The sequence below is a fragment of the Nocardioides sp. genome (genome assembly GCF_050246775.1).
Taxonomy (GTDB): Bacteria; Actinomycetota; Actinomycetes; order Propionibacteriales; family Nocardioidaceae; genus Nocardioides.
In genome coordinates this window covers 381,705-405,602 of sequence record NZ_JBFWVK010000003.1, presented here as the reverse complement: position 1 = coordinate 405,602, position 23,898 = coordinate 381,705, and the positions used below count along the sequence as shown (strand labels likewise).

The window sequence follows — 23,898 nt, the reverse complement described above, 5'->3', positions numbered from 1 at the left end:
ATTCCGAACCCGGAAGTTAAGCCTTTCAGCGCCGATGGTACTGCAACCGGAAGGTTGTGGGAGAGTAGGACGTCGCCGGACAACCACTTCGTAGAGGCCACCCACCAGGGTGGCCTCTACGCTATTTTGCATGTACACCTCTTGAAGGAGAGCGATTCACTGTGGCCGAAGAACGTCGCGGCTCGGGACGTCCCGGGGACCGCAACAGCAGCCGAACGTCGGGTCGTCCCGGCGGGTCCGGCGCAGCCGGCTCCAGCGGTCGCTCCGGCGGGAGTGGCCGATCCAGCCGCAGCAGCTTCGAAGCGCGCGACAACCGCAGCGGTGGTAGCCGACCGGCGCGCAAGGACGACTGGAAGCGTCCCAAGGACGAGCAGGGCCCACGCAACGTCGACCAGGCCAAGTACGACGGTCCGCCACTTCCGGAGCACATCACCGGCAAGGAGCTCGACCGCAATATCACCGCTCAGCTCAAGGGGCTCCCAGAGAAGCTGGCCTCGCGTGTCGCTCGCCATCTCGTGGCCGCAGGCGAGCTGATCGACAGCGACCCCGAGACGGCGTACCAGCACACGCTTGCGGCTCGGGCGCGCGCCTCCCGACTTGCGGTCGTGCGGGAAGCGGTAGGGGAGACGGCCTACGCCGCCGGTCACTACGCCGAGGCCCTCGCCGAGTTGCGAGCGGCCAAACGGATGAACGGTGCTCCGGACTACCTGCCGATGATGGCGGACTGTCACCGGGCGCTGGGCCAGCCCGAGCAGGCCCTCAAGTTGGCGAAGAGCCCGTCGGTCGCGAACTTCGCACCGGACGCCTTGGCCGAGATGACCATCGTCGAGGCCGGTGCCCGTCGCGACATGGGTCAGCTTGACGCTGCCATCCGGACCCTGGAGCTCGCTCACCTGACCAGCAAGACGCGGGCGGCGTGGGTCGTCCGTTTGCGCTACGCCTACGCCGACACGCTGGTGGCCGCTGGGCGGGAGACCGACGCCTTGGCGTGGTTCCACCGCACCATGGCCATCGACAGCGACGAGATCACCGACGCCGCCGAACGTGCCGAGCAGCTCGAGGCGAAGCTCGAACGCTGAGGCCCGCGACACCACCTGTGGATGAGCGACAGCGGTCGGGCGTCCCCGAGATAGGGTTGTGACGAGCACGACACCACGGTCGGCGAAGGGAGTGGCATGCTGCGATTCCAAGGCGCCGGAGTGACCGATGTCGGCATGGTGCGCGACCACAACGAGGACTCGGCCTTCATGTCGCCCTACCTTGCGCTCGTGGCCGACGGGGTTGGGGGAGCCGCCGCCGGCGAGGTGGCGTCGGCCACCGCGGCCTACGTCGTGTCCGCGCACGTGCTCGCCAACCTCGAGTCGGATCTGTCTCGGGTGGTCATCGATGCTGTGCACGGCGTACGGAAGAGTCTGCAGCAAGGGGTTGTCGCTCGTCCTGAGCGCGCCGGCATGGCCACCACCTTGACGATCTTGGCCTGCGACGGCAAGGACATCGTGCTCGGTCACATTGGGGATTCCCGGGCTTATCTCTTCGACGGTCGCCGGTTGACCCGGATCTCCTCGGACCACACGTACGTCCAGACCCTGGTCGACGCCGGCCAACTCGCTGCCGACGCGGTGCGCCGTCACCCCTGGCGCAACGTGGTGGTGCGCTCGCTCCACGCCGACCCAGAAGCGGGCATCGAGGAGATCGACCTCATCCACCTGGGGGCGCACGTGGGTGATCGTTTCCTGGTCTGCAGTGACGGGCTGACCGACCTCATCGATGAGGACCGGATCGCGACTGTTCTCAAGATCGCCGACCCACATTCGGCGGCCGCGCGACTGGTGGAGGACGCTCTGGTCGCGGGAGGCACCGACAACGTGACCTGCCTGGTGTTCGACGTGATCGACGGACCGCGAGTCGTCGGTGACGGCATGTTGTTGGGCGCGGTTCGTGACGTGGGCAACATCGTCGACCCGGCTTCGGTGCGGATCAGCTGACTGCTTTCCGGGTTGGCTGACGCGGCGCTGGCGTTCGCGGGCAACATCAGTCACAATGACTACATAACTACACACGTGTCACTCTGATCTGAGCTCATCACTCTCGAGACCGCTGGGGAAGGCGTATCTCGACGCCGAGGATGAGGAGGTCACGGTGACCACACGCACTGCAACCCGCACAGCAACGAGAGGCGTTCTCTACGTCCACTCCGCGCCGTCCGCACTGTGCCCGCATATCGAGTGGGCCGTGGGCGGCGTACTCGGTGTGCCCGTGAGTCTCGACTGGACCCCGCAGAACGCGCAGTCAGGCACCTATCGGGCTGAGCTGTCGTGGGCTGGCGACGCGGGCTCGGCAGCGGCTGTGGCGTCTTCTCTGCGGGGCTGGAACCACCTCCGGTTCGAGATCACCGAGGAGCCCACGGGTGGCACCGAGGGGAGCCGCTTTTCCTACACCCCCGAACTGGGCATCTTCCACGCCGTCACTGGGCTGCACGGCGACATCATGATTCCCGAGGATCGCCTCAAGGCAGCCGTGGTGAAGACCGCCCTGGGCGACACCACGTTGCTCAGTGAGATCGACAAGCTCCTGGGCAAGCCGTGGGACGACGAGCTTGAGACCTTCCGCCACGCAGGTGAAGGGGCCCCAGTTCGCTGGCTGCACCAAGTGGTGTGACCTGTCGCAAAAGTGCGTCGAGAGACCGCTGACCCGTCGCAGATGTACGTACATCTGCGACGGGTCAGCGGGTATTTGCGTGTACGTCTGCGACAGGTCAGGAGTAGCTGCCGAACGCCACCGCCACGTTGGCGCCGCCGAAGCCGAACGAGTTGTTCAGCGCCGCGATGTCACCGGAGGGCAGCTCCCGGGGCTTCGTGGCGATGTCGAGCTCGACCTGCGGGTCGAGGTTGTCGAGGTTGATGGTCGGGGGGACCACTCGCTCATGGATGGCCATGATCGTGGCGATCGACTCCAGTGCACCGGCGCCACCGAGGAGGTGACCGGTCATCGACTTGGTGCTGGTCACCACGACGTTGTTGGCCTGTTCGCCCAGGGTGGCGTGAATCATCAGACCCTCGGCGATGTCGCCCTGCGGCGTCGAGGTGGCGTGGGCGTTGATGTGGACGATGTCCTTGGGGCTGATCTCGGACTCGCTCAGGCAGCGGATGATGGCGCGTGCGCCACCGCGGCCGAGCGGGTCGGGCTGAGCGATGTCGTGACCGTCGGCGGTGATGCCTGCGCCGAGGACCTCGGCGTAGATCCGGGCACCACGAGCCAGCGCATGTTCAAGAGACTCCAGGACCAGCACGCCGGCCCCTTCGCCGAGCACGAAGCCGTCGCGCCCGGTGTCCCAGGGCCGGGACACGGTGGTGGGATCTCCCTCGTTCTTCGACAGCGCCATCATGTTGGCGAACGCCGCCATCGGCAGCGGGTGGATGGCCGCCTCGGTCCCGCCTGCGACGACGACGTCGGCGCGCCCGAGACGGATCTGGTCGAGCGCCAGGGCGATGCCCTCGTTGCCCGAGGCGCACGCTGAGACCGGTGTGTTCACCGCGGCCCTGGCGCCGACGTAGAGGCTGATGTTGGCCGCGGGGGCGTTGGGCATGAGCATGGGGACAGCGAGTGGAGAGACCCGGCGCGGGCCCTTCTCCTTGAGCGTGTCGTAGTTGGCCAGGAGCGTGGTGACTCCACCGATGCCAGATGCCAGCGCCACGCCGAGGCGGTCGTTGTCGATCTCGGCACCCTCGAGGCCGGAGTCCTTCCAGGCCTCCATGGCCGCGACCATGGCGAACTGTGAGGAGCGGTCCAGGCGTCGGGCCTTGACCCGCTCCAGGATCTCGGTCGGTTCGACGGCAACGCGGCCGGCGATCTTCACCGGCATCTCCGCGGCCCACTCGTCGGTCAGGTGACGGACGCCGGAGCGTCCGTTGATCAGGGCGTCCCACGTGCTGGCGACGTCGCCTCCGACGGGGCTGGTGGTGCCCATGCCGGTCACCACAACTCTTGTACGACTCATGTCATCCTCACTCGGCGAGCCGGACGGGGCCCGTGCTGTGTTCGGGGGGCGCCGGTGGCCAGGCCACCGGCGCCCGAGAAGGGTGGGCTGGGATCAGCCCTGTGCGCGCTCGATGAAGGCAACCGCGTCGCCGACGGTCTTGAGGTTCTTGACCTCTTCGTCGGGGATCGACACGCCGAACTTCTCCTCGCACGCGACAACGACCTCGACCATCGACAGGGAGTCCACGTCGAGGTCGTCGATGAAGGACTTGTCGAGCTGGACGTCCGCGGCGTCGATACCGGCAACCTCGTTGACGATGTCGGCGAGGTCGGCGCGGATCTCTTCGGTGGTGGCCATCTGGCTTCCTTTTCTCTTGACGGATGGTGCAGTGGGTGGTGCGGGAATCAGGGAACGGTGACGACCTGGGCGGCGTAGGCCAAGCCGGCACCGAAGGCGATCAGGAGGGCAGTGTCGCCGCTCTTCGCATCGCCGTCGAGGATCATCCGGTGCAGCGCCAGGGGGATCGAGGCCGCCGACGAGTTGCCTTGTTGGGCGATGTCGCGGGCCACCCGGACGTGGGCGGGCATCTTCATGGTGCGTGCCATCGCATCGATGATGCGCATGTTGGCCTGGTGGGGCACGAAGACATCGAGATCGTCGACCGTGACGCCAGCCTTGTCCAGTGCCTGGTGGGCGATCTTCGCCATCTCGTAGGACGCCCAGCGGAACACTGCTGCACCCTGCATCACCAGGTTGGGCATCTCGGGGGTCTCGGCGACGAGGACGTCACGCCAGTCCTCCTTCTGCCGGATCAGGTCGAACTGCTCGCCGTCGGAGCCCCACACCACCGGACCGATGCCCTCGGTCTCACTGGGGCCGATCACCACCGCGCCAGCGCCGTCGGAGAAGATGAACGCGGTGCCACGGTCCTTGATGTCGGTGATGTCGGACAGGCGCTCGACCCCGATCACCAGCACATGGCCTGCCGTCCCGGCCCGGACCATGTCGGATCCGAGTGCGACCGCGTGGCAGAAGCCCGCACAGGCGGCGGAGATGTCGAAGGCAGCGGCCTTGTCGGTGCCGAGCTCATGGGCGACCGCCGTCGCGATCGCCGGCGTCTGGAGGAGGTGGGAGATGGTGGCCACGATCACGCAGTCGATCTGACGCGGGTCGATCCCGGCATTGTCCAGCGCCTGACGAGATGCCTCGACGGACATGAGCTGGATGGTCTCCTCAGGGGTGGCCCAACGCCGCTCCTTGATGCCCGATCGCTGCTGGATCCACTCGTCGGAGGAGTCGATGGCCTGCACCAGTTCGTCGTTGGGCACAACCAGTGAAGCCCGGTAGGTGCCGATGCCGAGCAGTGCGGCATGGGAGGCGCCGGTCAGCGTCAGCATCAGTTGGCTCCTGTTGGTGCGGATGTGGGGTCAGCAGGCCCGCTGTGGTTGGCGCAGAATGCGCGGGCGTCGTCGAGCTGGTCGGGCGTCTTCAGGGCGAAAGTCTCCACACCCTTCATGGCGCGGCGGGCGATGCCGGTCAGCGTACCGGCCGGGGGCAGTTCGAGCATGCCCGTGACACCCAGCGCGCGCATCCTCTCCATGCAGAGGTCCCACCTGACCGGGCTGCTGACCTGCGAGACGAGGCGTTCGACGACCTCGGATCCACTGGGGACCAGCTGGCCGTCGCGGTTGGAGATGATGCTGAGCCGAGGATCCCCGGTCGCCAACCCGTCGGCCAGCGCGGACAGGTGGCCGACGGCAGGTTGCATGTGCACGGTGTGGAAGGCGCCCGCAACCGACAGCGGGATCAGGCGGGCCTTGGCGGGCGGATCAGCCGCGAGGGCCTCCAGCTGTTCGACGGTGCCGGCAGCCACGATCTGGCCAGGCCCGTTGTCGTTGGCCGCCGTCACGCCGTGCGACTCGAGCGCGGCCAGCACCTCGTCGCGGTCGCCACCGAGTACGGCGGTCATGCTGGTGTGGGTCACGGCGGCTGCCTGCGCCATCGCACGACCTCGTTCACGGACCAGGACCATGGCCTGCTCGGCGTTGACGGCCCCGGAGATGGCGGCGGCGGCCAGCTCACCGACACTGTGGCCTGCGACGGCGCCCACCTCGGCGGTGCCGTCCTCGAGCAGGCTGGCGGCGCTGACCAGGGCGGAGGCCACCAGCAGGGGCTGGGCGACGGCTGTGTCGCGGATGGCGTCGGCATCGGCCTCCGTGCCGAAGTGAACGAGATCCAGGCCGGTCACCGCCGAGAACCAGCGCAACCGGCTCGCGAAGACCGGGTCCTCCAGCCAGGGCGCGAGGAAACCGGGCGTCTGGGCGCCTTGACCGGGAGCGACGATAACAAGCACAGGTCCACTGTCCCGCGATCAAGTCCTCCGGATCGCCTTGGGCTCCCACGAAAGTCACCGGGTCATCTTTGTAGGTTTCCTACAAATGATGCAACCGCCCCAGGACCAAGGCCATCTCGTAGGTGAAGGCGTCGCGAGGGTTGCTGGGAGTCAGCCCCGTCAGGTCGGCGGCTGACCTGAGCCGGTAGCGAACGGTGTTGGGGTGGACGAAGAGCGCCCGTGCCGTGCCCTCGATCGAACCACCATGGTCGAAGTAGGTGTTGAGGGTCTCGAGAAGTCCGCGCGACTCCGCGAGGGGGGTGTAGATCTCCGCCACGAGCTGGCGTCGCGCGTGTCCGTCACCGGCCAGTGCCCGCTCCGGGAGGAGGTCGTCGCTGGTCACCGGTCGGGGGCGGTTCGGCCATCCGGCCGCGACGCGCATCGCCGACATCGCGGCCCGCGCCGAGACCTGGGCCGAAGCCAGGTCGACCGTCAGGGGACCGCACACCAGCGGCCCCTCGGCAAAGTGCTCCGCGACCAATTGGGCCGCCGCCCGAGGGTCCTCCACGCCTCCCAGGATCGCCACCATGCGATCACCCTGCGTGGCGCACAAGGCGTCCATGCCGGCATCGCGGGCCGAGCGGCGTACCTCCTCGAAGATGTCGCTGGCGATGCGCTCAGCAGGGACGAGGCCGAGGACGACGCACACGTGCCCTTGCCCCACCCAGCCAAGTGCGCTGGCCCGGGACAACACCGTCTCGTCGGTCTCCGATCGCAGCACCGAGTCGACGACCAGTGCCTCCAGTCGGGCGTCCCAGGCGCCGCGCACCTCGGCCGCCCGGGCATGCACCTGAGCCGTGGCGAAGGCGACCTCACGGGCGTAGCGAAGGATCGCCGCGTGGACGCCGGGCGCATCCTCCGGGTCCACGAACGCGTCGATGTTCTGCTCCACCACGTCGATGCTGAGGCGCACGAGGTCGACGGTCTGCTGGAGGTTGATCACCCCGGTGAGGGCCCGGGGAGCGGCACCGAAGACGTCGGCGGCGAGTCCGGCGCTGGGTTCGTTGTCGCCGGCTTCGCGGTACCAGCTGACGAAGCCCTTGATGCCGGCCTGGACGATCAGCCCCACCCAGGATCGGTCCTCGGCGCTCAGGTCGCCGAACCACGTCAGGTCGGTCTCCATCCGACTCATGGCGTCCGTGCTCAGCGCTCCGACGGACCGCTGGAGTTGAGCGGTGACCTGGGCGCGTGACGACACAGACCGAGTTTAGAACTTCCTCACAATTGACGTGTCCTCGGCTCGTGAAACGTCACGGCCCGCTGGGTGTCCAGCACACGTCGTCTGATTGAATTCTGAGTCAGGGTGAATGATTGCGCCCTGAAATCTGGCGGAGTCCGGGCAGCGGAGGTGTGGCGTGGGTTCTCCCTACGACGTGCAGTACGTGACGTTGCACGGCCACCGGCGCGCCTTCGTCAAGGCCGGGAGTGGTCCCGTCCTCCTGCTGTTGCACGGTCTGGGCTGCGACCACACCACCTGGGACCCGGTCATCGAGCGACTCTCCGAGTCCTACACGGTCATCGCCCCTGATCTGCTGGGTCACGGCAGCTCGGACAAGCCGCGTGCCGACTACAGCGTCGGGGGCTATGCCAACGGCATGCGAGACCTCATCACGGTGCTCGGCATCGACAAGGTGACCGTGGTCGGCCACAGCTTCGGCGGCGGCGTGGCGATGCAGTTCGGCTACCAGTTCCCCGAGCGCACCCAGCGCGTGATCCTGGTGTCGTCCGGCGGCCTCGGTCCCGAGGTCACTCCGGCCATCAAAGCCATCACCACACCGGGCTTCTACCAGGCCATGGGCGTGGTGACGCTTCCCGTGATCCGACACGTGACGACCGCTGCCATGCGACTGATGTCGCGCTCGGGACTGCCGCACACGCGCGATCTCGATGAGATGGCCGAGATCGTGGAGACCTTCCGGGACCCGCGCTCACGCGCAGCGATCAGTCACGTGGTCAAGTCGGTCGTGGACTGGCGCGGTCAGATCGTCACCATGTCGGACCGCGCCTACCTCACCGAGGCCATGCCTCTGTTGCTCATCTGGGGTGACCAGGACACCGTCATCCCCGCTGCTCACCTCGACAACGCCGCAACCCTGGCACCAGGACTGCGCACGGAGATGGTGGCCGACTCCGGGCACTTCCCGCACAAGGACCACCCGGAGCAGTTCGTCGCCATGATCGACGACTTCATGGCCACCACCGACCCAGCCGTCTACAGCCGGGTGCGGTTCCGCGCGATGCTGAAGGCCGGGGCGCCGCATGTCGTCGCCCAAGCCGAAGCCGGCCAAGCCCCGATCCCGCCCCTCAGGGCGCTGCACGAGGCCTGACTCAGGCCGCGCCACCCTCCTGCTGCACGTTGGCAACAGCGGTCGGATCGTCGATGCGGTACTTGTCGAAGGCTTCCTGGACCTTCTCGGGTGCGATCTCGCCGTGGTCGGCGAGTGCCTGGAGTGCCTGCACCACCACCGACTGGGCGTCGATGTTGAAGAAGCGCCGAGCAGCCGGACGGGTGTCGGCGAAGCCGAAGCCGTCGGCCCCGAGCACCCGGTAGTCACCGGGCACCCAGCGTGCGATCTGCAGCGGGACCGCAGCCATGTAGTCCGAGACCGCGACGACGGGGCCCTCGGCGCCGGACAGCTTGTCGGTGACGTAGGCGGTCCGCTTGGGCTCCGAGGGGTGCAACAGGTTCCAGTCCTCCGCGGAGACCGCGTCGCGGGCCAGCTCGTTCCACGACGTCACCGACCAGGTGTCGGCCGCCACCCCCCACTCGCTGGCGAGGATGTCGGCGGCCTCCTTGATCCACGGGTAGCCGACGCCCGAGGCGAGCAGCTGCACCCGGGGGCCGGACTGCTCAGAGACCGACACCTTGGTGATCCCCTTGAGGATGCCCTCGACATCGACGTCCTCAGGCTCGGCCGGCTGGGAGACCGGCTCGTTGTAGACGGTGATGTAGAAGATGACGTCCTCGGAGTCGGGGCCGTACATGCGCTCGAGGCCCGACTGCATGATGTGACTGACCTCGTAGGCGAAGGCCGGGTCGTAGTGCACGATCGCGGGGTTGGTGGTCGCGAGCAGCGGGGAGTGACCGTCTGCGTGCTGCAGCCCCTCGCCGGTGAGCGTGGTGCGTCCGGCCGTGGCGCCGATCAGGAAGCCTCGCGCCAACTGGTCGGCCATGGCCCAGATCGAGTCGCCGGTGCGCTGGAAACCGAACATCGAGTAGAAGATGTAGAAGGGGATCATGTGCTCGCCGTGCGTGGTGTACGACGAGCCGGCCGCGGTCGCGGACGCCATCGCGCCGGCCTCGGAGATGCCCTCGTGGAGCATCTGACCCTGCGCCGACTCCTTGTAGGCGAGCAGCATGTTGCGGTCGACGGCCTCGTACTGCTGGCCGGCGTGGTTGTAGACCTTCGCGCTCGGGAACATCGCGTCCATGCCGAAGGTGCGGTACTCGTCCGGAGCGATCGGGACGATGCGCTGGCCGATCTCGGGGTCCTTGACCCAGTCGCGCATCAGCCGCACCACAGCCATCGTGGTGGCGATCTTGTTCTTGCCCGAGCCCTTCTTGAGCTCGGCGTACATCGCGTCACCGGGCAGCTTGAGCGTGGTGGAGCGGTTCACCCGGCGCGGCACGGAGCCACCGAGGGCGTTGCGGCGCTCCATCATGTATTCGATCTCCGGAGCCTTGGCGCCCGGGTGGAAGAACGGCGCACCGCCGGTCTCCTCGTAGGCGATCTCCAGGTCCCGGTCACTGATCGGCAGGTAGAGCCGGTCGCGGAACTTCTTGAGGTCGTCCTGGGTCAGCTTCTTCATCTGGTGGGTGGCGTTCTTGCCCTCCAGGTTCTCGATCGTCCAGCCCTTGATCGTCTTGGCCAGGATCACCGTGGGCTGGCCGACATGCTTGGTGGCGGCGTCGAAGGCGGCGTACACCTTGCGGTAGTCGTGACCACCGCGCGGCAGCTTGCGGATCTGGTCGTCGGACATGTGCTCGACCATCGCGCGCAGTCGCGGGTCGCCGCCGAAGAACTTGTCGCGGATGTAGGCGCCGTCCTCGGTCGAGAAGGTCTGGAACGTGCCGTCGTTGGTGGTGTTCATCTTGTTGACCAGGGCGCCGTCGACGTCACGGGCCAGCAGGGCGTCCCACTCGCGACCCCAGACCACCTTGATGACGTTCCAGCCGGCACCGCGGAAGGTGGACTCGAGCTCCTGGATGATCTTGCCGTTGCCACGCACCGGGCCGTCGAGCTGCTGCAGGTTGCAGTTGACCACGAAGGTCAGGTTGTCGAGCTCCTCTCGGGCGGCCACACCGATGGCGCCGAGCGACTCGGGCTCACCCATCTCGCCGTCGCCGAGGAACGCCCAGACGTGCTGGTTGCTGGTGTCCTTGATGCCGCGGTTGTGCAGGTAGCGGTTGAACCGCGCCTGGTAGATGGAGTTCAGGGCCGTGAGGCCCATCGACACCGTCGGGAACTCCCAGAACTCGGGCATCAGGCGCGGGTGGGGGTAGGAGGGCAACCCCTTGCCGACGCCGTGCTGGACCTCCTGGCGGAACCGGTAGAGCTGCTCCTCGCTCAGTCGGCCCTCGAGGAACGCTCGGGCGTAGACGCCCGGTGAGCCGTGGCCCTGGATGTAGATCTGGTCGCCACCTCCCGGGGCGTCCTTGCCCTTGAAGAAGTGGTTGAAGCCGACCTCGTAGAGGCTCGCCGAGGATTGGTACGTCGCAATGTGACCGCCGACCTCGAGGCCCTTGCGGTTGGCGCTGGACACCATCACGGCGGCGTTCCAACGGATGATCGCGCGGATCCGGCGCTCGATCTCCTCGTCGCCGGGGAACCACGGTTCACGCTCCGGAGGGATCGTGTTGATGTAGTCGGTGCTGCGCAGAGCCGGGACGCCCACCTGCATCTCGCGAGCACGCTCGAGCAGGCGCAGCATCACGTAGCGCGCTCGTTCACGACCCCGGTCGTCGATCAACGAGTCGAACGAGTCCAACCATTCGTTGGTCTCGTCGGGGTCGATGTCGGGCAGCTGGGTGGGCAGACCTTCGTGGATGACCGTGCGGGTCGTCGGGGTTGTTGCGGACTGGCGCGAGGCGGGTGCGGCATCGTTCACCCGTCCATCGTTGCATGTGTCCGAGTCCGGCGAAATCTACCCATCAGTATGCGATCCTGCGGCGGTCCGCCACCGTCCAGCCCGCGGTCCTGTGGGGCCAGGGTTGCGCGCAGGGCGCAACTCGGGTGGACTACTCACCACAGAAGCTACGCACAAGATGGAGGAGTCAGTGAGTTCGACCGCGGGTGGCGGGTCCGCCCAGACCGAAGGAACGACGAACGATGTCGGCACCAAGCTCGGTTTCAAGCCGGGCATGGTGATCCAGGAACTCGGCTGGGACAACGACACTGACGACGATCTGCGGATCGCGATCGAAGACTGCATCGACGCCGACATGGTGGATGGCGACCACGGCAACGTGGTCGACGCCGTGGTGCTCTGGTGGCGTCGGGAGGACGGCGACCTGGTCGACGGCCTGGTCGACTCCCTCACCGATCTCGTCGGGGGAGGGCCGATCTGGCTGTTGACCCCCAAGGTCGGTCGACCCAACTCGGTGGACGCCGCCGATGTCGCCGAGGCCGCACCGATCGCGGGCCTGTCCCAGACCACGACCGCCGCGGTCAGCAAGGACTGGGCAGCCACGAGGCTGGTCACCCCCAAACCGACACATTGATCACGCCACGGCGGGTTGCCTCGGCAACACTGTCCGGCGTCAGATCCGCACGCATCCTGGCGTCCTCAGGCATCGTGCGGCCGTTCTCGCCACGCACGCTGGTCCGGGTGGCGCTGACTCTCAACGACTGGGGGATGGGCGTCGCGGGTGGCTTCCGCACCGTGGCGCTGCGCTACCCCGACCGGCCCGGGATCATCGACGAGCTCGGCACGCTCACCTATGCCCAGGTGCATCGGCGCAGCAACGCCCTGGCGCGGGCGATGCGTGATCGTGGCATCCGCGAGGGGGACGCGGTGGCGATCCTGTGCCGCAACCATCGCGGCTTCGTCGACGCCACCCTGGCCGCGGCCAAGCTCGGAGCCGACACCCTCTACCTCAACACGGCTTTCGCCGGGCCACAGTTGCGCGCGGTCCTGGAACGGGAACGCCCTGCCCTGGTCGTGTACGACGCGGAGTTCGCCGACCTCCTCGCCGATGCGCGGATCGCGCAGCGGGTCGTTGCCTGGAGTGACGAACCGACTCCAGGGAAGGTGAGCGAGGCGACCCTGGAGGCCTGGATGGCCGGTGCGGTCGACGACGACCTCGAGGCGCCGGCCCGGCACTCGCGTGCCGTGATCCTGACCTCGGGCACCACCGGGGACCCGAAGGGGGCCGCACGCAGCGAAGCAGGCATCGGGGCAGCCGTCTCGATGCTCTCGCGGCTGCCGTTGCGCGAGGGCTGGACCACCCACATCGCCGCCCCGCTGTTCCACACGTGGGGGTTCGCCCACCTGGCCTTCGCCATGCTTCTCGGTTCGACCGTGGTCCTGACCCGACGCTTCGACCCCGAGACCTGCCTGGAGACCGTCCAGGACTTCGAGTGCCAGTCGCTGGTGGTGATCCCGGTGATGATGCAGCGCATCCTGCTCCTGCCCGCAGCGAGGCTGTCGGCGTACGACCTCTCGCGGGTGCGTGCGGTGGCGACCTCGGGATCGGCCCTGCCCGGTGACCTGGCGCTGCGTTGGATGGACCGGTTCGGCGACACGCTCTACAACGTCTACGGCTCCACCGAGGTCGCCTATGCCTCGATCGCGACACCGACGGACCTCCGGGAAGCGCCCAACTCTGCGGGGCGGCCACCATTCGGCACCGTGGTCCGCATCCTGGGACCCGACGGGTTCGAGGTCGCGCAGGGACGACCCGGTCGGATCTTCGTGGGCAACGGCCTGCTCTTCGACGGCTACACGGGCGGAGGCGGCAAGGAGGTCGTCGACGGCCTCATGTCCACCGGCGACGTGGGCCGGTTCGATGCGGCCGGCCGCCTGTACGTCGAGGGTCGCGACGACGAGATGATCGTCTCCGGCGGGGAGAACGTGTTCCCTCAGGAGATCGAGGACTGCCTGGCACGACACCCGGCGGTGGTCGAGGCGGCAGCGATCGGTGTCGCGGACCCTGACTACGGGCAGCGGCTGCGCGCCTTCGTGGTGCTCAGTCGTCCGGTGCCTGAGTCGGAGCTGCGGGACTGGGTCCGCAACCACCTGGCCGGGTTCAAGGTGCCACGTGACTTCGTGTTCGTGCAGGAGCTCCCGCGCAATGCCACGGGCAAGGTGCTCAAACGCGATCTGGCGTGAGCCGAGTTCGGGTCGCCGATGTCGGCACTGTCGGACGTGGGTGCGAAGATGACCGCCGTGAACGACCTGCACCTCGGTGACCCCGCTCCCGACTTCACCCTGCGCGACCAGTTCGGCCAGGACGTGTCGCTCTCGTCCTTCCGCGGACGCAAAGCGGTGGCGCTGTTCTTCTACCCCTTCGCGTTCTCCGGCGTCTGCACCGGTGAGATGTCCGGCATTCGTGATCGGCTCGATGAGTTCCTCACCTTCGACACCGAGGTTCTGGCGCTGTCCTGTGACCCGACGTACGCCCTGCGGGCCTTCGCGGACCAGGACGGCTTGAACTTCCCGCTGCTGTCCGACTTCTGGCCCCACGGCGCCGTCGCGCGGGCCTACGGCGTCTTCGACGAGGAGCGCGGGTGCCCGCGCCGCTCGTCGTACATCGTGGACAAGGACGGCAACGTTCGCTGGGCGGTGCACAACGCCATGCCCGAAGGACGCGATTTAGGAGAACATCTGCTGCAGTTGCGGCAACTGGCCTAGACATCCGTTGATAATTTTCCTCAAAGTTGCGAAATCCGCAGGACAAACGCGCATCGACGGTGCATGCTTATCTCGTTGCGACCGCTGGTGACCCGAGACGCCAGCGGTCGCAGCTTTTTTTGTGCCCGGACCCGGCTCGCGTAGTCTGAGCGCGCTTCGATCGCGATCACCCGCCCGAAGCAGGGGCGTATAGCTCAGCGGTAGAGCGCTTCCCTTACAAGGAAGATGTCGGGGGTTCGATCCCCTCTGCGCCCACCAGTTCCCCCAGCCCGCCTGAGTCCCTGGCGCTGGTGAGAGCCGTCTCATCACCGCCTCATGGTGTTCTCACCTCCTCTCGCGATGGTTGCTTCCACACCCACTCAGCAGGAGGAAGTCACCATGAAGAAGCTCATCTCGACCGCCGTGCTCGGTGTCGCCGGACTCACCAGCCTCGGGCTGCTCTCGCTGCAGACCACCCAGACCTCGGCCCAGCCGAAGGACGAGTTCGTGAAGCGGGAGGAGGACACGCCCTCACTGGTCCTCGTCGCCGATGATGATGACGACGACACGAACGACAACTCCCGGTCGCGAACCGGCAAGAGCCGAGACACGGGCGACCACACGCGCAGCAACTTCACCGCGGTCAGCCGCGACCGCGACAAGAGCCGCGGGGACAAGACACGTGACTGGACCAAGGACGGCAAGGGACCGCAGAAGCGGGACTGGTCTGCCAACAAGACGAACGACCGTTCGCGCAACGACACGCGCGGCGGCCGGCGCTGACGCGACGAGCGGACTGGTTGACGAGATGAGCGAGAAGGACACCTGGGGCCTCCGCGAGGGAGACCCGATCACTGCCGACCTGACTGCCGTCAAGCTCCTGGGCGGGGGTTCCGCCTACGAGGCCTATCTGGCCTTCGACGACGTCACCTACGCGCCGGTCGTGGTCAAGGTCCTCCGTCCGACACAGGTGGACGACGAATCGAGCGCGCGCGGTCTGCGACGCGAGGTCGCCGCCCTGCATGCCGTCAACCACCCCGTGGTGGTGCGGGCCCTCCGACACGAACTGGAGGGCCCGCGCCCACACGTCGTACTCGAGCATCTCGACGGACCACGGCTCTCGAGCCTCATCCGACGCTATGGGCCGCTGCAGGAGGCCCAGTACCTGCCACTGGCCATCGATGTGGCCTCCGTGCTCCACTACCTGCGCCGCGTCGGCTACGCGCACCTCGACATCAAGCCCAGCAACATCATCATGGGCGCCCCGGCCCGCCTGATCGACCTCTCGGTGGCCCGGACCGTCGACCGTGCGGCCGCCCTCAAGTATCCGATCGGGACCGACGCCTACATGGCGCCGGAGCAGTGCGACCCGCCCACCACCGGGACGCCCGAACCGGCCAGCGATGTCTGGGGGCTGGGAGCCGCGCTCTTCGAGGCGATAGCGGGATACAAGCCTTTCGACGAGGGTGACCCGGACGCCGAGGACGTGCGAGAGCGCTTTCCCCAACTGGGCACGCGACCCCACGACCTGCCACCCCGCGTTCCGGGCGCCGTGTCCAAGATCGTGCTGGCCAGTCTCGACCCGCACCCGGCGTCACGACCGGTGCCGCGCGAGATCTCGGATGCGCTCGAGCCGGTCCTGGAGGCGCAACCCCGGGGCAGGCTGGCCGGCTTCAAGGTCCGGGGTTGAACCGGTAGCCCATCCCGCGGACCGTCTGGATGCTCTTCGCGCCGAACTTGCGGCGCAGGTAGCCGACGTACACGTCGACGACGTTGGATCCGGGGTCGAAGTCGAAGCCCCACACGTGGTCGAGCAGCTGTTCGCGTGACAGCACCTGCCCGGGGTTGAGCATGAAGATCTCCGCCAAGGTGAACTCCCGGGCCGAGAGGTCGACCACTCGGCCGGCGACAGCAGCCCGGCGGGTGCGCAGGTCGAGCCGGATGCCGCCCGCCTCGAGCGCGTCCTCGGCCTGCCGACCGCCGGCCTCGGTGGTCCGCAACCTGAGGCGCACCCGGGCCAGGAGCTCGGCGAACCGAAACGGCTTCGGCATGTAGTCGTCCGCTCCACCCTCGAGCGCCGAGACGGTGTCGGTCACCGAGTCCCTAGCGGTGAGCACGATCACCGGCAGTCGGCTGCCTTGATCGCGCAACCGCGCCAGGACCTCGAACCCGTCGATCCTTGGAAGGCCGATGTCGAGCACCACGAGGTCGTGCCCCCCGCTCAGGGCCTCGTCCAGCCCTTGCTTCCCATCGACTGCGATGGTGGTGTGGTGTCCCTCGGCCCGCAGGCCCTTGGAGACGAAGGCTGCGATGCGGGCCTCGTCCTCGACGATCAGGATGCGCGCCACGGCTGCTCCTTGTCGCTCGGCAGGGTGATCACGAAGAGGGCGCCGGTGCCGGCGACCTCCTCGACTCCCACCCTGCCACCGTGTGCCTCGGCGATGGCGCGCACGATCGAGAGCCCGAGGCCGAAGCCCTCGTCGCCGCTGCGCACTGTGCTCCTGCCGAAGCGTTCGAAGATGTGTTCGCGATCGGCGGCAGGGACTCCCGGTCCGCTGTCGCGGACCCAGATACGAGCCTCTCCGGCCCCGGACGACGATCCCACCGCGATGATGTCTCCGGACCGGGTGTGCTTCACCGCGTTGTCGGCGAGCTGAAGGACCGCCTGGGTGATGCGCTGCTCGTCGATGACCAGACTGGCGTCCCCGGTGCCGTCCGCCAGCCACACCCGATCTCCCAGGACTCGCGCCTTGGCGAGCATGGTCTCGGTGAGCGACTCCAGGCTCACCGGCTCCATCGTCAGGAAGTCGGGGCGGCGGGACTTGGCGAGGAGCGTGAGGTCACCCACCAGACGTGCCATCCGATCCAGCTCGTCGATCAGCAGGGCCTTGGTCTCTGCGAAGTCATCTGGGTTGCCGTGGTCGAGGAGCTCGAGGTGGCCCCGCAGCACGGTCAGGGGGGTCCTCAGCTCGTGACCAGCATCGTCCAGGAACTCCCGTTGGCTCTCGAAGCCGGACTCGAGCCGGGCGAGCATGCCGTTGACGGTGCGGGTCAGCGCGGTGATGTCGTCGTTCCCGCGCTCGGGAATCCGTCGGGACAGGTCGGTCGCGCTGATCTCCTCGGCGGTCTCACGGACCGCTCGCAGCGGGGCGAGGAGCCGGGCGGACTGGGATGCGGCGATCACCAGGATCAGCCCCAGCCCCAGCAGCGCCACGATCGCGTAGGTCTGCATGGTCCGCCTGAGCTCGGCGTGTTCGTCCTCCAGGAAGTTCACGATGACCAACGCCCCCTCGGTGGCGAGACTCGACTCGTAGGCGAGGGGGACGACGCTGATCCACACCTCGCCGAACTCGGCAGACGCAAGGATGCGCGTGCCGCCGTTGGTGCTCAGGTCGTCCACGATCTGCTCGTAGTCGGAGCTGGTGAGGATCTGCTCTCCGTAGCGGTTGCGGGTGCGCTGGGTCCGTTCGCCTTCGGTGTAGCCGACCAGGAGCTCGTCGTCGTCGGGCACGTTGCGGGCAAGGAACAGGGTGAGCAACCGGCCCACGTCGTCGAAGCGCTCGCCGGTCTGGGGGTCCCGTCCGCCCTGGAGCTGACGGAACTCTGCGATCTCCTGATCGATCTGCTCACTTACGTCCCGGTCGATCCGGGCGGACTCGAGCGTGTACACCAGCACCCCCGCTCCGCTCATCGCGGCGAACGTCAGGATCGCGATCACGGCGGTCAGCCGGGTGCGGACCGAGACCGGAGGAAGCCGCCGTGGTGGGGAACCAGATGGTGGTTCAGTCCTCCCCGTCCGGTCCCTCGTCGTCATCGTCGTCGTCCCCGTTGTCGTCCCCGTCGTTGTCGCGGTCATCGTCCCCCACATCTTCGCGGCCCCTGACAACTGTCCGGTCGTCGTCGTCGCGACCGACGGGGGCGGGCTGGGGCGTGACCACGCGCACCCCGTTGTCGTCCAACCCCTCATCGCCCGACGGCTCGTCCACGCCCCGCGAGTTGGGCGGGTCAGCCGTTCCAGGAGGTTGCGGCGGCGCATCCTGGATCACGATGGTCTCGCGGGGAGTGGGCTGGCCCGGACGGGAATCGATCAGGGACCCCAGCACGTACGCCGCCATCGGCAGCGCCAGGCAGATGCCCAGCAAGGGCTTCCAGAGGGTGCTCACGAGGTGAAGCCTGGCCCGTGATCGTGGGACTCGCATGAGGCGAAGATGAGAACACTCTCATGTGGTGCCCGTTGGGCGCAGCGACCGCCCGCTCGTCGCACCCTCCGTTCGGGGAGGTTCCGCCGACGGCGTGTCTGGCTATGGTGACCTCAACCGTCGTTGTGAGGGAGGCCACATGCTCGTGCCGTTCAGCGTTTCCGACTTCATCAACCGTGCCGCGCAGGTGTACGGCGACCGGGTGGGGGTTGTCGACGAGCCGGACCAGCCCGCGCCGTCCCTGGGTTCGCTGACCTACTCCGAGATCAAGGCGCTGGCGGCCAGGCAGGCGGCGCGGCTCGACGAGCTGGGCATCGGCTTCGGTGACCGGGTCGCAGTCGTCTCGCAGAACTCCGCGCGGCTGCTGACCTCCTTCTTCGGGGTCGCCGGCTACGGACGTGTGCTGGTGCCCGTGAACTTCCGGTTGCGACCCGACGAGGTCCGCTACATCGTCGAGCACTCCGGTGCCCGGGTGCTGATCATCGATCCCGAGCTCGAGCAGTCCCTGGCAGAGGTGCCGGCGGAGTTCCGCTTCGTGATCGGCGACGACGACGAGCTCTTCGCGGCTCCCGGCACCACGCCCAGGCAATGGACCCCGGACGAGAACGCAACGGCCTGCATCAACTACACCTCCGGCACGACGGCTCGGCCCAAAGGCGTGCAGATCACGCACCGCAATATCTGGACCAACGCCGTCACCTTCGCGCTGCACGTCGGCATCTCCGATCGCGACGTGTATCTGCACACCCTTCCGATGTTCCACGCCAACGGCTGGGGCATGCCCTTCGCCACGGCCGGCATGGGAGTCACCCAGGTGGTGATCCGCAAGATCGACGGAGCCGAGATCCTGCGCCGCGTCGAGAAGCACGGGGTCACGTTCATGTGCGCCGCCCCGGCGGTCGTGGCCGCCGTGCTCGACGCCGCCTCGACCTGGGACGGTCCGATCCCCGGGCGGGACAAGGTCAGGATCATCGTGGCCGGTGCACCACCGCCGACCCGGACCGTCGCGCGGGTCGAGGAGGAGCTGGGCTGGGAGTTTATCCAGATCTACGGGCTCACCGAGACCTCGCCGCTGCTCACGATCAACCGAACCCGCTCGGAGTGGGACGCGCTGTCAGTCGAGGAACGCGCCGCCAAGCTGGTCCGTCAGGGGGCGCCCGCGATCGGCGTCACCTTGAAGACCGCCCCGGACGGCGAGGTCCTCGCGCGTTCCAATGTGGTCCTCGAGGGCTACTGGGAGCAGCCGGAGGAGTCCGCCCGGGCCCTGGCCGACGGTTGGTTCCACACCGGCGACGGTGGGACGGTCGGCGACGACGGCTACCTCGCGTTGAGCGATCGCAAGAAGGACGTGATCATCACCGGCGGCGAGAACGTGTCCTCGATCGAGGTCGAGGACGTGCTGTTCTCCCATCCGGCCGTGTCCGAGGTCGCGGTCATCGGGGTGCCCGACGAGAAGTGGGGCGAGACCATCAAGGCGCTCGTCGTACTCGCTCCCGGCGCCAGCGTCACCGAGGCCGAGCTGAAGGCCTGGTGCAAGGACAAGGCCGCCGGCTACAAGGCACCGACCTCGATCGAGTTCCGCGACGAGTTGGCCCGCACCGCGACGGGGAAGCTGCAGAAGTTCAAGCTGCGGGCGCCGTACTGGGAGGGGCGCGAGCGGCAGGTCAACTAGGTGGCGCCCTAGGCTCCTGCCATGCCCACGCTGTCCGAGGTCGTCGACCTGCTCCACTCCTGGTATCCACCGGCCACCGCCGAAGCCTGGGATGCCGTCGGCCTGGTGTACGGCGACCAGCAAGCGCAGGTGCGCCGGGTGATGTTCGCCGTCGACCCCACCGAGGAGGTGGCTCAGGAGGCGGTGTCCTGGGGGGCTGACCTGCTGGTGGTGCACCACCCGTTGTTCCTGCGACCGGTGCACGGCTTCACCACAGCGACGCCGAAGGGCCGCACCCTGGCGACCCTGGTCGCCGGCGGTTGCGCCCTGTTGACGGCGCACACCAACGCCGACCAGGCCGAGGGCGGTGTCTCGGAGTCGCTGGCGCTGGCCCTGGGGCTGACGGACCTGTCGCCGATCCGGGCGGCAGAGGCAACCCCGCGCGACAAGATCGTGGTGCACGTGCCGCACGACGACGCTCCGGCCATCCGCGGAGCGCTCGCCCACGCCGGTGCCGGAGCGATCGGCGACTACGACCAGGGCAGCTACACCTCGACCGGTCTCGGCCGGTTCCGGCCGCTGCCCGGTGCCAATCCCACGATCGGCCAGGTGGGCGAGCCCGAGATCGTCTCGGAGAGCCGCATCGAAGCGGTGCTGCCGCGATCGTTGCGAGCGCAGGTGGTCCGCGCGCTGCTGGCGGTCCACCCCTATGAGGAACCTGCCTACGACGTCGTCGAGCTGGCCGACCCGGGTTCCGCACCTGTCGGCACCGGACGTGTCGGCCAGATCACCGAGACCACGCTCGCCGACTTCGCCGCAATGGTCGCCCGGGTGCTCCCAGCGACAGCGCACGGCGTGCGGGTGGCGGGTGACCCCGAGCGACTGGTACGCCGTGTGGCTGTTTGTGGCGGCGCGGGGGACTTCCTGCTCGATGACCTGGCGGGCACCGACATCGATGCGTATGTGACTTCCGACCTGCGTCATCACCCGGCCGGGGAGTTCCTCGAGAAGGCCGGCCCCGCGCTGCTCGACGTGGCGCACTGGGCAGGGGAGTGGCTGTGGTTGCCGGCGGTGCAGGCGCGCATCACTGCTGCGCTGGGGGATACGGTGGAGACCCGCGTGAGCACGCTGCCCACGGACCCGTGGACAATGCGCATCTGACCGGCCGCACCACCTGAGGAGCACCCGCTGAAAGCCGAACCGTCCGCCCAACTGAAGTTGCTCGACGTCGCCGATCTCGACAGCCGGATCGATCAGCTGCGTCACCAGCTGGCGTCCCTGCCCGAAACGGTGGAGATCAACGCCCTCGCCGCTGACCGCGGCACGCTCGACGACCAGGCCCGCGACGCCAGGATCCTCGTCGACGACCTCACTGGCGAGCAGTCCAAGGCCGATGCCGACGTGGAGCAGGTCAAGGCGCGCCGCCTGCGCGACCAGTCCAGGATCGATGCCGGCCAGATCACCAACCCCAAGGATCTGGAGCGGATGCAGCACGAGCTGGTCTCGCTCGAGCGCCGGATCGCGAGCCTCGAGGACACCGAGCTCGAGGTGATGGAGAAGCTGGAGGAGGCGCAGAAGACGCTCGACGCCGTGACGTTCCAGCTCAGGGCGACCGACGAGCGACTGGTCACGCTCACCGCTGCTCGCGACGAGAGGGCCACTGAGGTCGACGGCGAGCTCCGCTCGGTCATGACCCGGCGCGCCGAGGCGGTCAACGGGATGCCTGAGGACCTGATGGCGCTCTACGAGCGCATCCGTGGCCAGAGCATCGTCGGGGCCGCTCCGCTGCGCGCCAGGCAGTGTGGGGGCTGCCAGATGGCCATCAACGCCTCCGAGCTCTCCGTAATCGCCAAGGCAGCTGCCGACGAGGTGATCCGCTGCGAGGAGTGCTCCCGCATCCTGGTGCGCACCACAGAGTCGGGTCTGTGAGCGGTCGGCAATCGGTCGTCATCGAGGCCGACGGCGGCTCGCGAGGCAACCCCGGTCCCTCGGCGTACGGCGCAGTGCTCAAGGATGCGGCCACCGGCCAGGTGATCGCCGAGGACGGTGCCACCATCGGGGTCGCGACCAACAACGTGGCGGAGTACTCCGGACTGATCGCCGGGCTCGAGCTCGCGCGCGAGTTCGCGCCGGAAGCCGAGGTCGAGGTCCGGATGGACTCCAAGCTGGTCGTCGAGCAGATGTCGGGTCGCTGGAAGATCAAGCATCCGGACATGAAGCCCCTGGCAGCCCGGGCCGCCAGCCTCGCCCCGGCCGGGACGACGTACACCTGGGTCCCACGGGAGCAGAACAGCCATGCCGACCGGCTGGCCAACGAGGCGCTGGACGGCGTTCGGTCCGGCGTGAGCACGCCCGACGAGTCCCTCATCGAGGAGATCGAGGAGGCCGGGCCGGCTGTGCAGCCCCGCCGTGGCTGGTCACCCGACACCTCGCCGCCGACCACCGTGGTCCTCGTGCGCCACGGGGTGACGCCACACACCGTCGAGAAGCGCTTCTCCGGTGGACTGGCCAGCGCCAATCCCGGTCTGAGCGACGAGGGTCGCGCCCAGGTCAGGGCCACCGCCGACTGGCTCTCGCAGATCAGCGACTCCGTCGACGCGGTCATCTCCTCCCCGGTGCGCCGCACCCTGGAGTCAGCCGAGATCGTCGGCGCCGTCCTGGGGCTGCCGGTGCTCACCGAGCCGGGTTTCGCCGAGATGGAGTTCGGCTCCTGGGACGGCATGACGTTCGCGGAGGTCGCCGACCGGCACCAAGCCGACCTCGACGCCTGGCTGGGCTCCCTCGAGGTCGCGCCGGGGGGAGGGGAGTCGTTCCGGACGGTCGAGACGCGGGTGCTCGCCGGGCTGGAGCGACTGCTCGAGGCGTACCCCGGTCGCACGGTCGTGGTGGTCAGCCACGTCACCCCCATCAAGACCCTCGTGGCACATGCGGTGAAGGCTCCGCTCGACGCGGTCTACCGCATGGAGCTCACCCCGGCCTCGGTGACGGTGCTGTCCTACTACGACGGTGGGCCGTGGGAGGAGCCGCGGAGCTCGATGCGGTTGTTCAACGCCCGACCCTCGGGGCTGCTCTAGACGGAGTCGACGATGACGTCGAGCTGGGTGCCCTTGGGGCCGGCGGTCCCGTCCTCGACGCGCCATCCCAGATCACGGAGCAGGGCTGCGAGGGCGCTCGGGGTGCGCGGGTTGGCACCGTCCTCGAGCACCGCGCGCACGATCCGGCCCTTCGTGGCCTTGTTGAAGTGACTGACCACCTTGCGCTGGCCGTCCACCTCGTGCAGCACCCGCACCGTGGCGACCCGTCGCGACATGGCGGGCGGCGGACGCCAGAACGCGGCGTACATCGTGGAGCGGAAGTCGACCAGGAGCCCGCTGCCGAGGGCCTCCTCGACGGCCGGCCCGAGGTGCTCTCGCCACACTCCCGCGACCGGGCCGAGGCCGGGCAGGCTGACGTCGCCCGAGAGTCGGTACGGCGCGATCCGGTCACCGGGTCGCACCAGACCGAACAGGGAGGAGACGATCCCCACCCTGGTGGTGGCACGTCGGCGGGCGGGCGCAGTGAGGGTCTCGAAGCCGAGGGCGTCGTAGAGCACGCCGGTGTAGACGCTGTCGGCTCGCGCCGAGGGGCTGTCTCGGAGGTCCAGGTTGCGGACGATCTCCTCGGCCTGACCGGGGGTGAGGCCGAGCACTCGCGCGCCGTCCGGTGAGCCGCTGACCTGCAGGAGCGCCTCCAGCACCTGGCTGCGCGCGGTGGTGAGGGACGGGGAGGACAAGGTCGCCAGGTTCATGGGGCGGCCACGACGAGGGCCGGACTTGCCCTCGGACGGGGGCAGCAGGATCAGCAC

The 23,898-nt window shown here is 68.2% G+C and carries 23 protein-coding genes, 1 tRNA gene and 1 rRNA gene; 15 read left to right on the top strand and 10 right to left on the bottom strand.

The window, feature by feature from the left end:
• From rrf to AB7I40_RS16850, 4 genes are all read left to right on the top strand, one after another.
• Positions 1-81, top strand: a 5S ribosomal RNA gene (rrf, locus tag AB7I40_RS16865); the annotation flags it as partial.
• An 80-nt stretch (positions 82-161) separates the two neighbouring features.
• Positions 162-1,079, top strand: coding sequence for a tetratricopeptide repeat protein (locus AB7I40_RS16860; protein ID WP_428346897.1), 918 nt, complete (start codon positions 162-164; stop codon positions 1,077-1,079).
• Positions 1,080-1,175: 96 nt separating this feature from the next.
• On the top strand, positions 1,176-1,985 hold the full coding sequence (locus tag AB7I40_RS16855; protein WP_428346898.1) for a PP2C family protein-serine/threonine phosphatase: 810 nt from the start codon (positions 1,176-1,178) through the stop codon (positions 1,983-1,985).
• A gap of 154 nt (positions 1,986-2,139) precedes the next feature.
• Positions 2,140-2,658 carry a DUF3145 domain-containing protein gene (locus AB7I40_RS16850; protein ID WP_428346899.1) on the top strand — a complete coding sequence of 173 codons (519 nt, stop codon included), beginning with the start codon at positions 2,140-2,142 and terminating at the stop codon, positions 2,656-2,658.
• Between the two features lie 97 nt (positions 2,659-2,755).
• Here the strand turns inward: AB7I40_RS16850 and fabF are convergent, their stop codons facing one another.
• The 5 genes from fabF to AB7I40_RS16825 form a co-directional block, all read right to left on the bottom strand.
• Positions 2,756-3,997: a beta-ketoacyl-ACP synthase II gene (gene fabF / locus AB7I40_RS16845; RefSeq protein ID WP_428346900.1), complete on the bottom strand. Its 1,242-nt coding sequence runs from the start codon at positions 3,995-3,997 to the stop codon at positions 2,756-2,758.
• A 93-nt stretch (positions 3,998-4,090) separates the two neighbouring features.
• A complete protein-coding gene (locus tag AB7I40_RS16840) occupies positions 4,091-4,336 on the bottom strand; it encodes an acyl carrier protein (RefSeq protein ID WP_428346901.1) in 246 nt (81 codons plus the stop codon).
• 47 nt (positions 4,337-4,383) lie between these two features.
• The gene (locus AB7I40_RS16835) at positions 4,384-5,376 is read right to left on the bottom strand and encodes a beta-ketoacyl-ACP synthase III (protein ID WP_428346902.1); all 993 of its coding nucleotides are present in this window, start codon (positions 5,374-5,376) and stop codon (positions 4,384-4,386) included.
• Entirely contained in the window at positions 5,376-6,332 is a 957-nt protein-coding gene (locus AB7I40_RS16830; RefSeq protein WP_428346903.1) for an ACP S-malonyltransferase, read from the bottom strand. The genes AB7I40_RS16835 and AB7I40_RS16830 overlap by 1 nt, the downstream gene beginning before the upstream one ends.
• A gap of 79 nt (positions 6,333-6,411) precedes the next feature.
• Complete coding sequence (locus AB7I40_RS16825) at positions 6,412-7,569, bottom strand: PucR family transcriptional regulator (RefSeq protein WP_428346904.1); 1,158 nt, start codon at positions 7,567-7,569, stop codon at positions 6,412-6,414.
• A gap of 157 nt (positions 7,570-7,726) precedes the next feature.
• Between AB7I40_RS16825 and AB7I40_RS16820 the strand changes: the two genes are divergently transcribed.
• Positions 7,727-8,698, top strand: a complete 972-nt coding sequence (locus tag AB7I40_RS16820) for an alpha/beta fold hydrolase (RefSeq protein ID WP_428346905.1) — start codon at positions 7,727-7,729, stop codon at positions 8,696-8,698.
• A 1-nt stretch (position 8,699) separates the two neighbouring features.
• Here AB7I40_RS16820 and aceE read toward each other — a convergent pair whose 3' ends face one another.
• Positions 8,700-11,480 carry a pyruvate dehydrogenase (acetyl-transferring), homodimeric type gene (aceE, locus tag AB7I40_RS16815; RefSeq protein ID WP_428346906.1) on the bottom strand — a complete coding sequence of 927 codons (2,781 nt, stop codon included), beginning with the start codon at positions 11,478-11,480 and terminating at the stop codon, positions 8,700-8,702.
• A 169-nt stretch (positions 11,481-11,649) separates the two neighbouring features.
• On the opposite strand from aceE, the gene AB7I40_RS16810 reads away from it, so the two are divergent.
• From AB7I40_RS16810 to AB7I40_RS16785, 6 genes are all read left to right on the top strand, one after another.
• Positions 11,650-12,093, top strand: coding sequence for a DUF3052 domain-containing protein (locus tag AB7I40_RS16810; protein WP_428346907.1), 444 nt, complete (start codon positions 11,650-11,652; stop codon positions 12,091-12,093).
• A gap of 107 nt (positions 12,094-12,200) precedes the next feature.
• On the top strand, positions 12,201-13,703 hold the full coding sequence (locus AB7I40_RS16805) for an AMP-binding protein (protein WP_428346908.1): 1,503 nt from the start codon (positions 12,201-12,203) through the stop codon (positions 13,701-13,703).
• An 18-nt stretch (positions 13,704-13,721) separates the two neighbouring features.
• Positions 13,722-14,225, top strand: a complete 504-nt coding sequence (locus AB7I40_RS16800) for a peroxiredoxin (protein ID WP_428346909.1) — start codon at positions 13,722-13,724, stop codon at positions 14,223-14,225.
• A 183-nt stretch (positions 14,226-14,408) separates the two neighbouring features.
• Positions 14,409-14,483 (top strand) — tRNA-Val (locus AB7I40_RS16795).
• A 120-nt stretch (positions 14,484-14,603) separates the two neighbouring features.
• A complete protein-coding gene (locus AB7I40_RS16790) occupies positions 14,604-14,987 on the top strand; it encodes a hypothetical protein (protein WP_428346910.1) in 384 nt (127 codons plus the stop codon).
• Positions 14,988-15,012: 25 nt separating this feature from the next.
• On the top strand, positions 15,013-15,894 hold the full coding sequence (locus AB7I40_RS16785; protein WP_428346911.1) for a serine/threonine-protein kinase: 882 nt from the start codon (positions 15,013-15,015) through the stop codon (positions 15,892-15,894).
• Here AB7I40_RS16785 and AB7I40_RS16780 read toward each other — a convergent pair.
• From AB7I40_RS16780 to AB7I40_RS16770, 3 genes are all read right to left on the bottom strand, one after another.
• Entirely contained in the window at positions 15,878-16,552 is a 675-nt protein-coding gene (locus tag AB7I40_RS16780) for a response regulator transcription factor (protein WP_428346912.1), read from the bottom strand. The genes AB7I40_RS16785 and AB7I40_RS16780 overlap by 17 nt on opposite strands.
• Positions 16,537-17,922, bottom strand: a complete 1,386-nt coding sequence (locus tag AB7I40_RS16775) for an ATP-binding protein (RefSeq protein WP_428346913.1) — start codon at positions 17,920-17,922, stop codon at positions 16,537-16,539. The genes AB7I40_RS16780 and AB7I40_RS16775 overlap by 16 nt, the downstream gene beginning before the upstream one ends.
• A 64-nt stretch (positions 17,923-17,986) precedes the next feature.
• Positions 17,987-18,367, bottom strand: a complete 381-nt coding sequence (locus AB7I40_RS16770; protein ID WP_428346914.1) for a hypothetical protein — start codon at positions 18,365-18,367, stop codon at positions 17,987-17,989.
• Positions 18,368-18,542: 175 nt separating this feature from the next.
• Between AB7I40_RS16770 and AB7I40_RS16765 the strand changes: the two genes are divergently transcribed.
• From AB7I40_RS16765 to AB7I40_RS16750, 4 genes are read left to right on the top strand one after another with little or no spacing between them, the layout of a single operon-like run.
• Complete coding sequence (locus tag AB7I40_RS16765) at positions 18,543-20,075, top strand: AMP-binding protein (RefSeq protein ID WP_428346915.1); 1,533 nt, start codon at positions 18,543-18,545, stop codon at positions 20,073-20,075.
• Positions 20,076-20,096: 21 nt separating this feature from the next.
• Complete coding sequence (locus AB7I40_RS16760; protein WP_428346916.1) at positions 20,097-21,215, top strand: Nif3-like dinuclear metal center hexameric protein; 1,119 nt, start codon at positions 20,097-20,099, stop codon at positions 21,213-21,215.
• A gap of 57 nt (positions 21,216-21,272) precedes the next feature.
• Positions 21,273-21,983, top strand: a complete 711-nt coding sequence (locus AB7I40_RS16755; RefSeq protein WP_428346917.1) for a zinc ribbon domain-containing protein — start codon at positions 21,273-21,275, stop codon at positions 21,981-21,983.
• Positions 21,980-23,128 carry a bifunctional RNase H/acid phosphatase gene (locus AB7I40_RS16750; protein WP_428346918.1) on the top strand — a complete coding sequence of 383 codons (1,149 nt, stop codon included), beginning with the start codon at positions 21,980-21,982 and terminating at the stop codon, positions 23,126-23,128. The genes AB7I40_RS16755 and AB7I40_RS16750 overlap by 4 nt, the downstream gene beginning before the upstream one ends.
• On the opposite strand, the gene AB7I40_RS16745 is transcribed toward AB7I40_RS16750, so the two are convergent.
• The gene (locus tag AB7I40_RS16745; protein WP_428346919.1) at positions 23,125-23,898 is read right to left on the bottom strand and encodes a YaaA family protein; all 774 of its coding nucleotides are present in this window, start codon (positions 23,896-23,898) and stop codon (positions 23,125-23,127) included. The genes AB7I40_RS16750 and AB7I40_RS16745 overlap by 4 nt on opposite strands.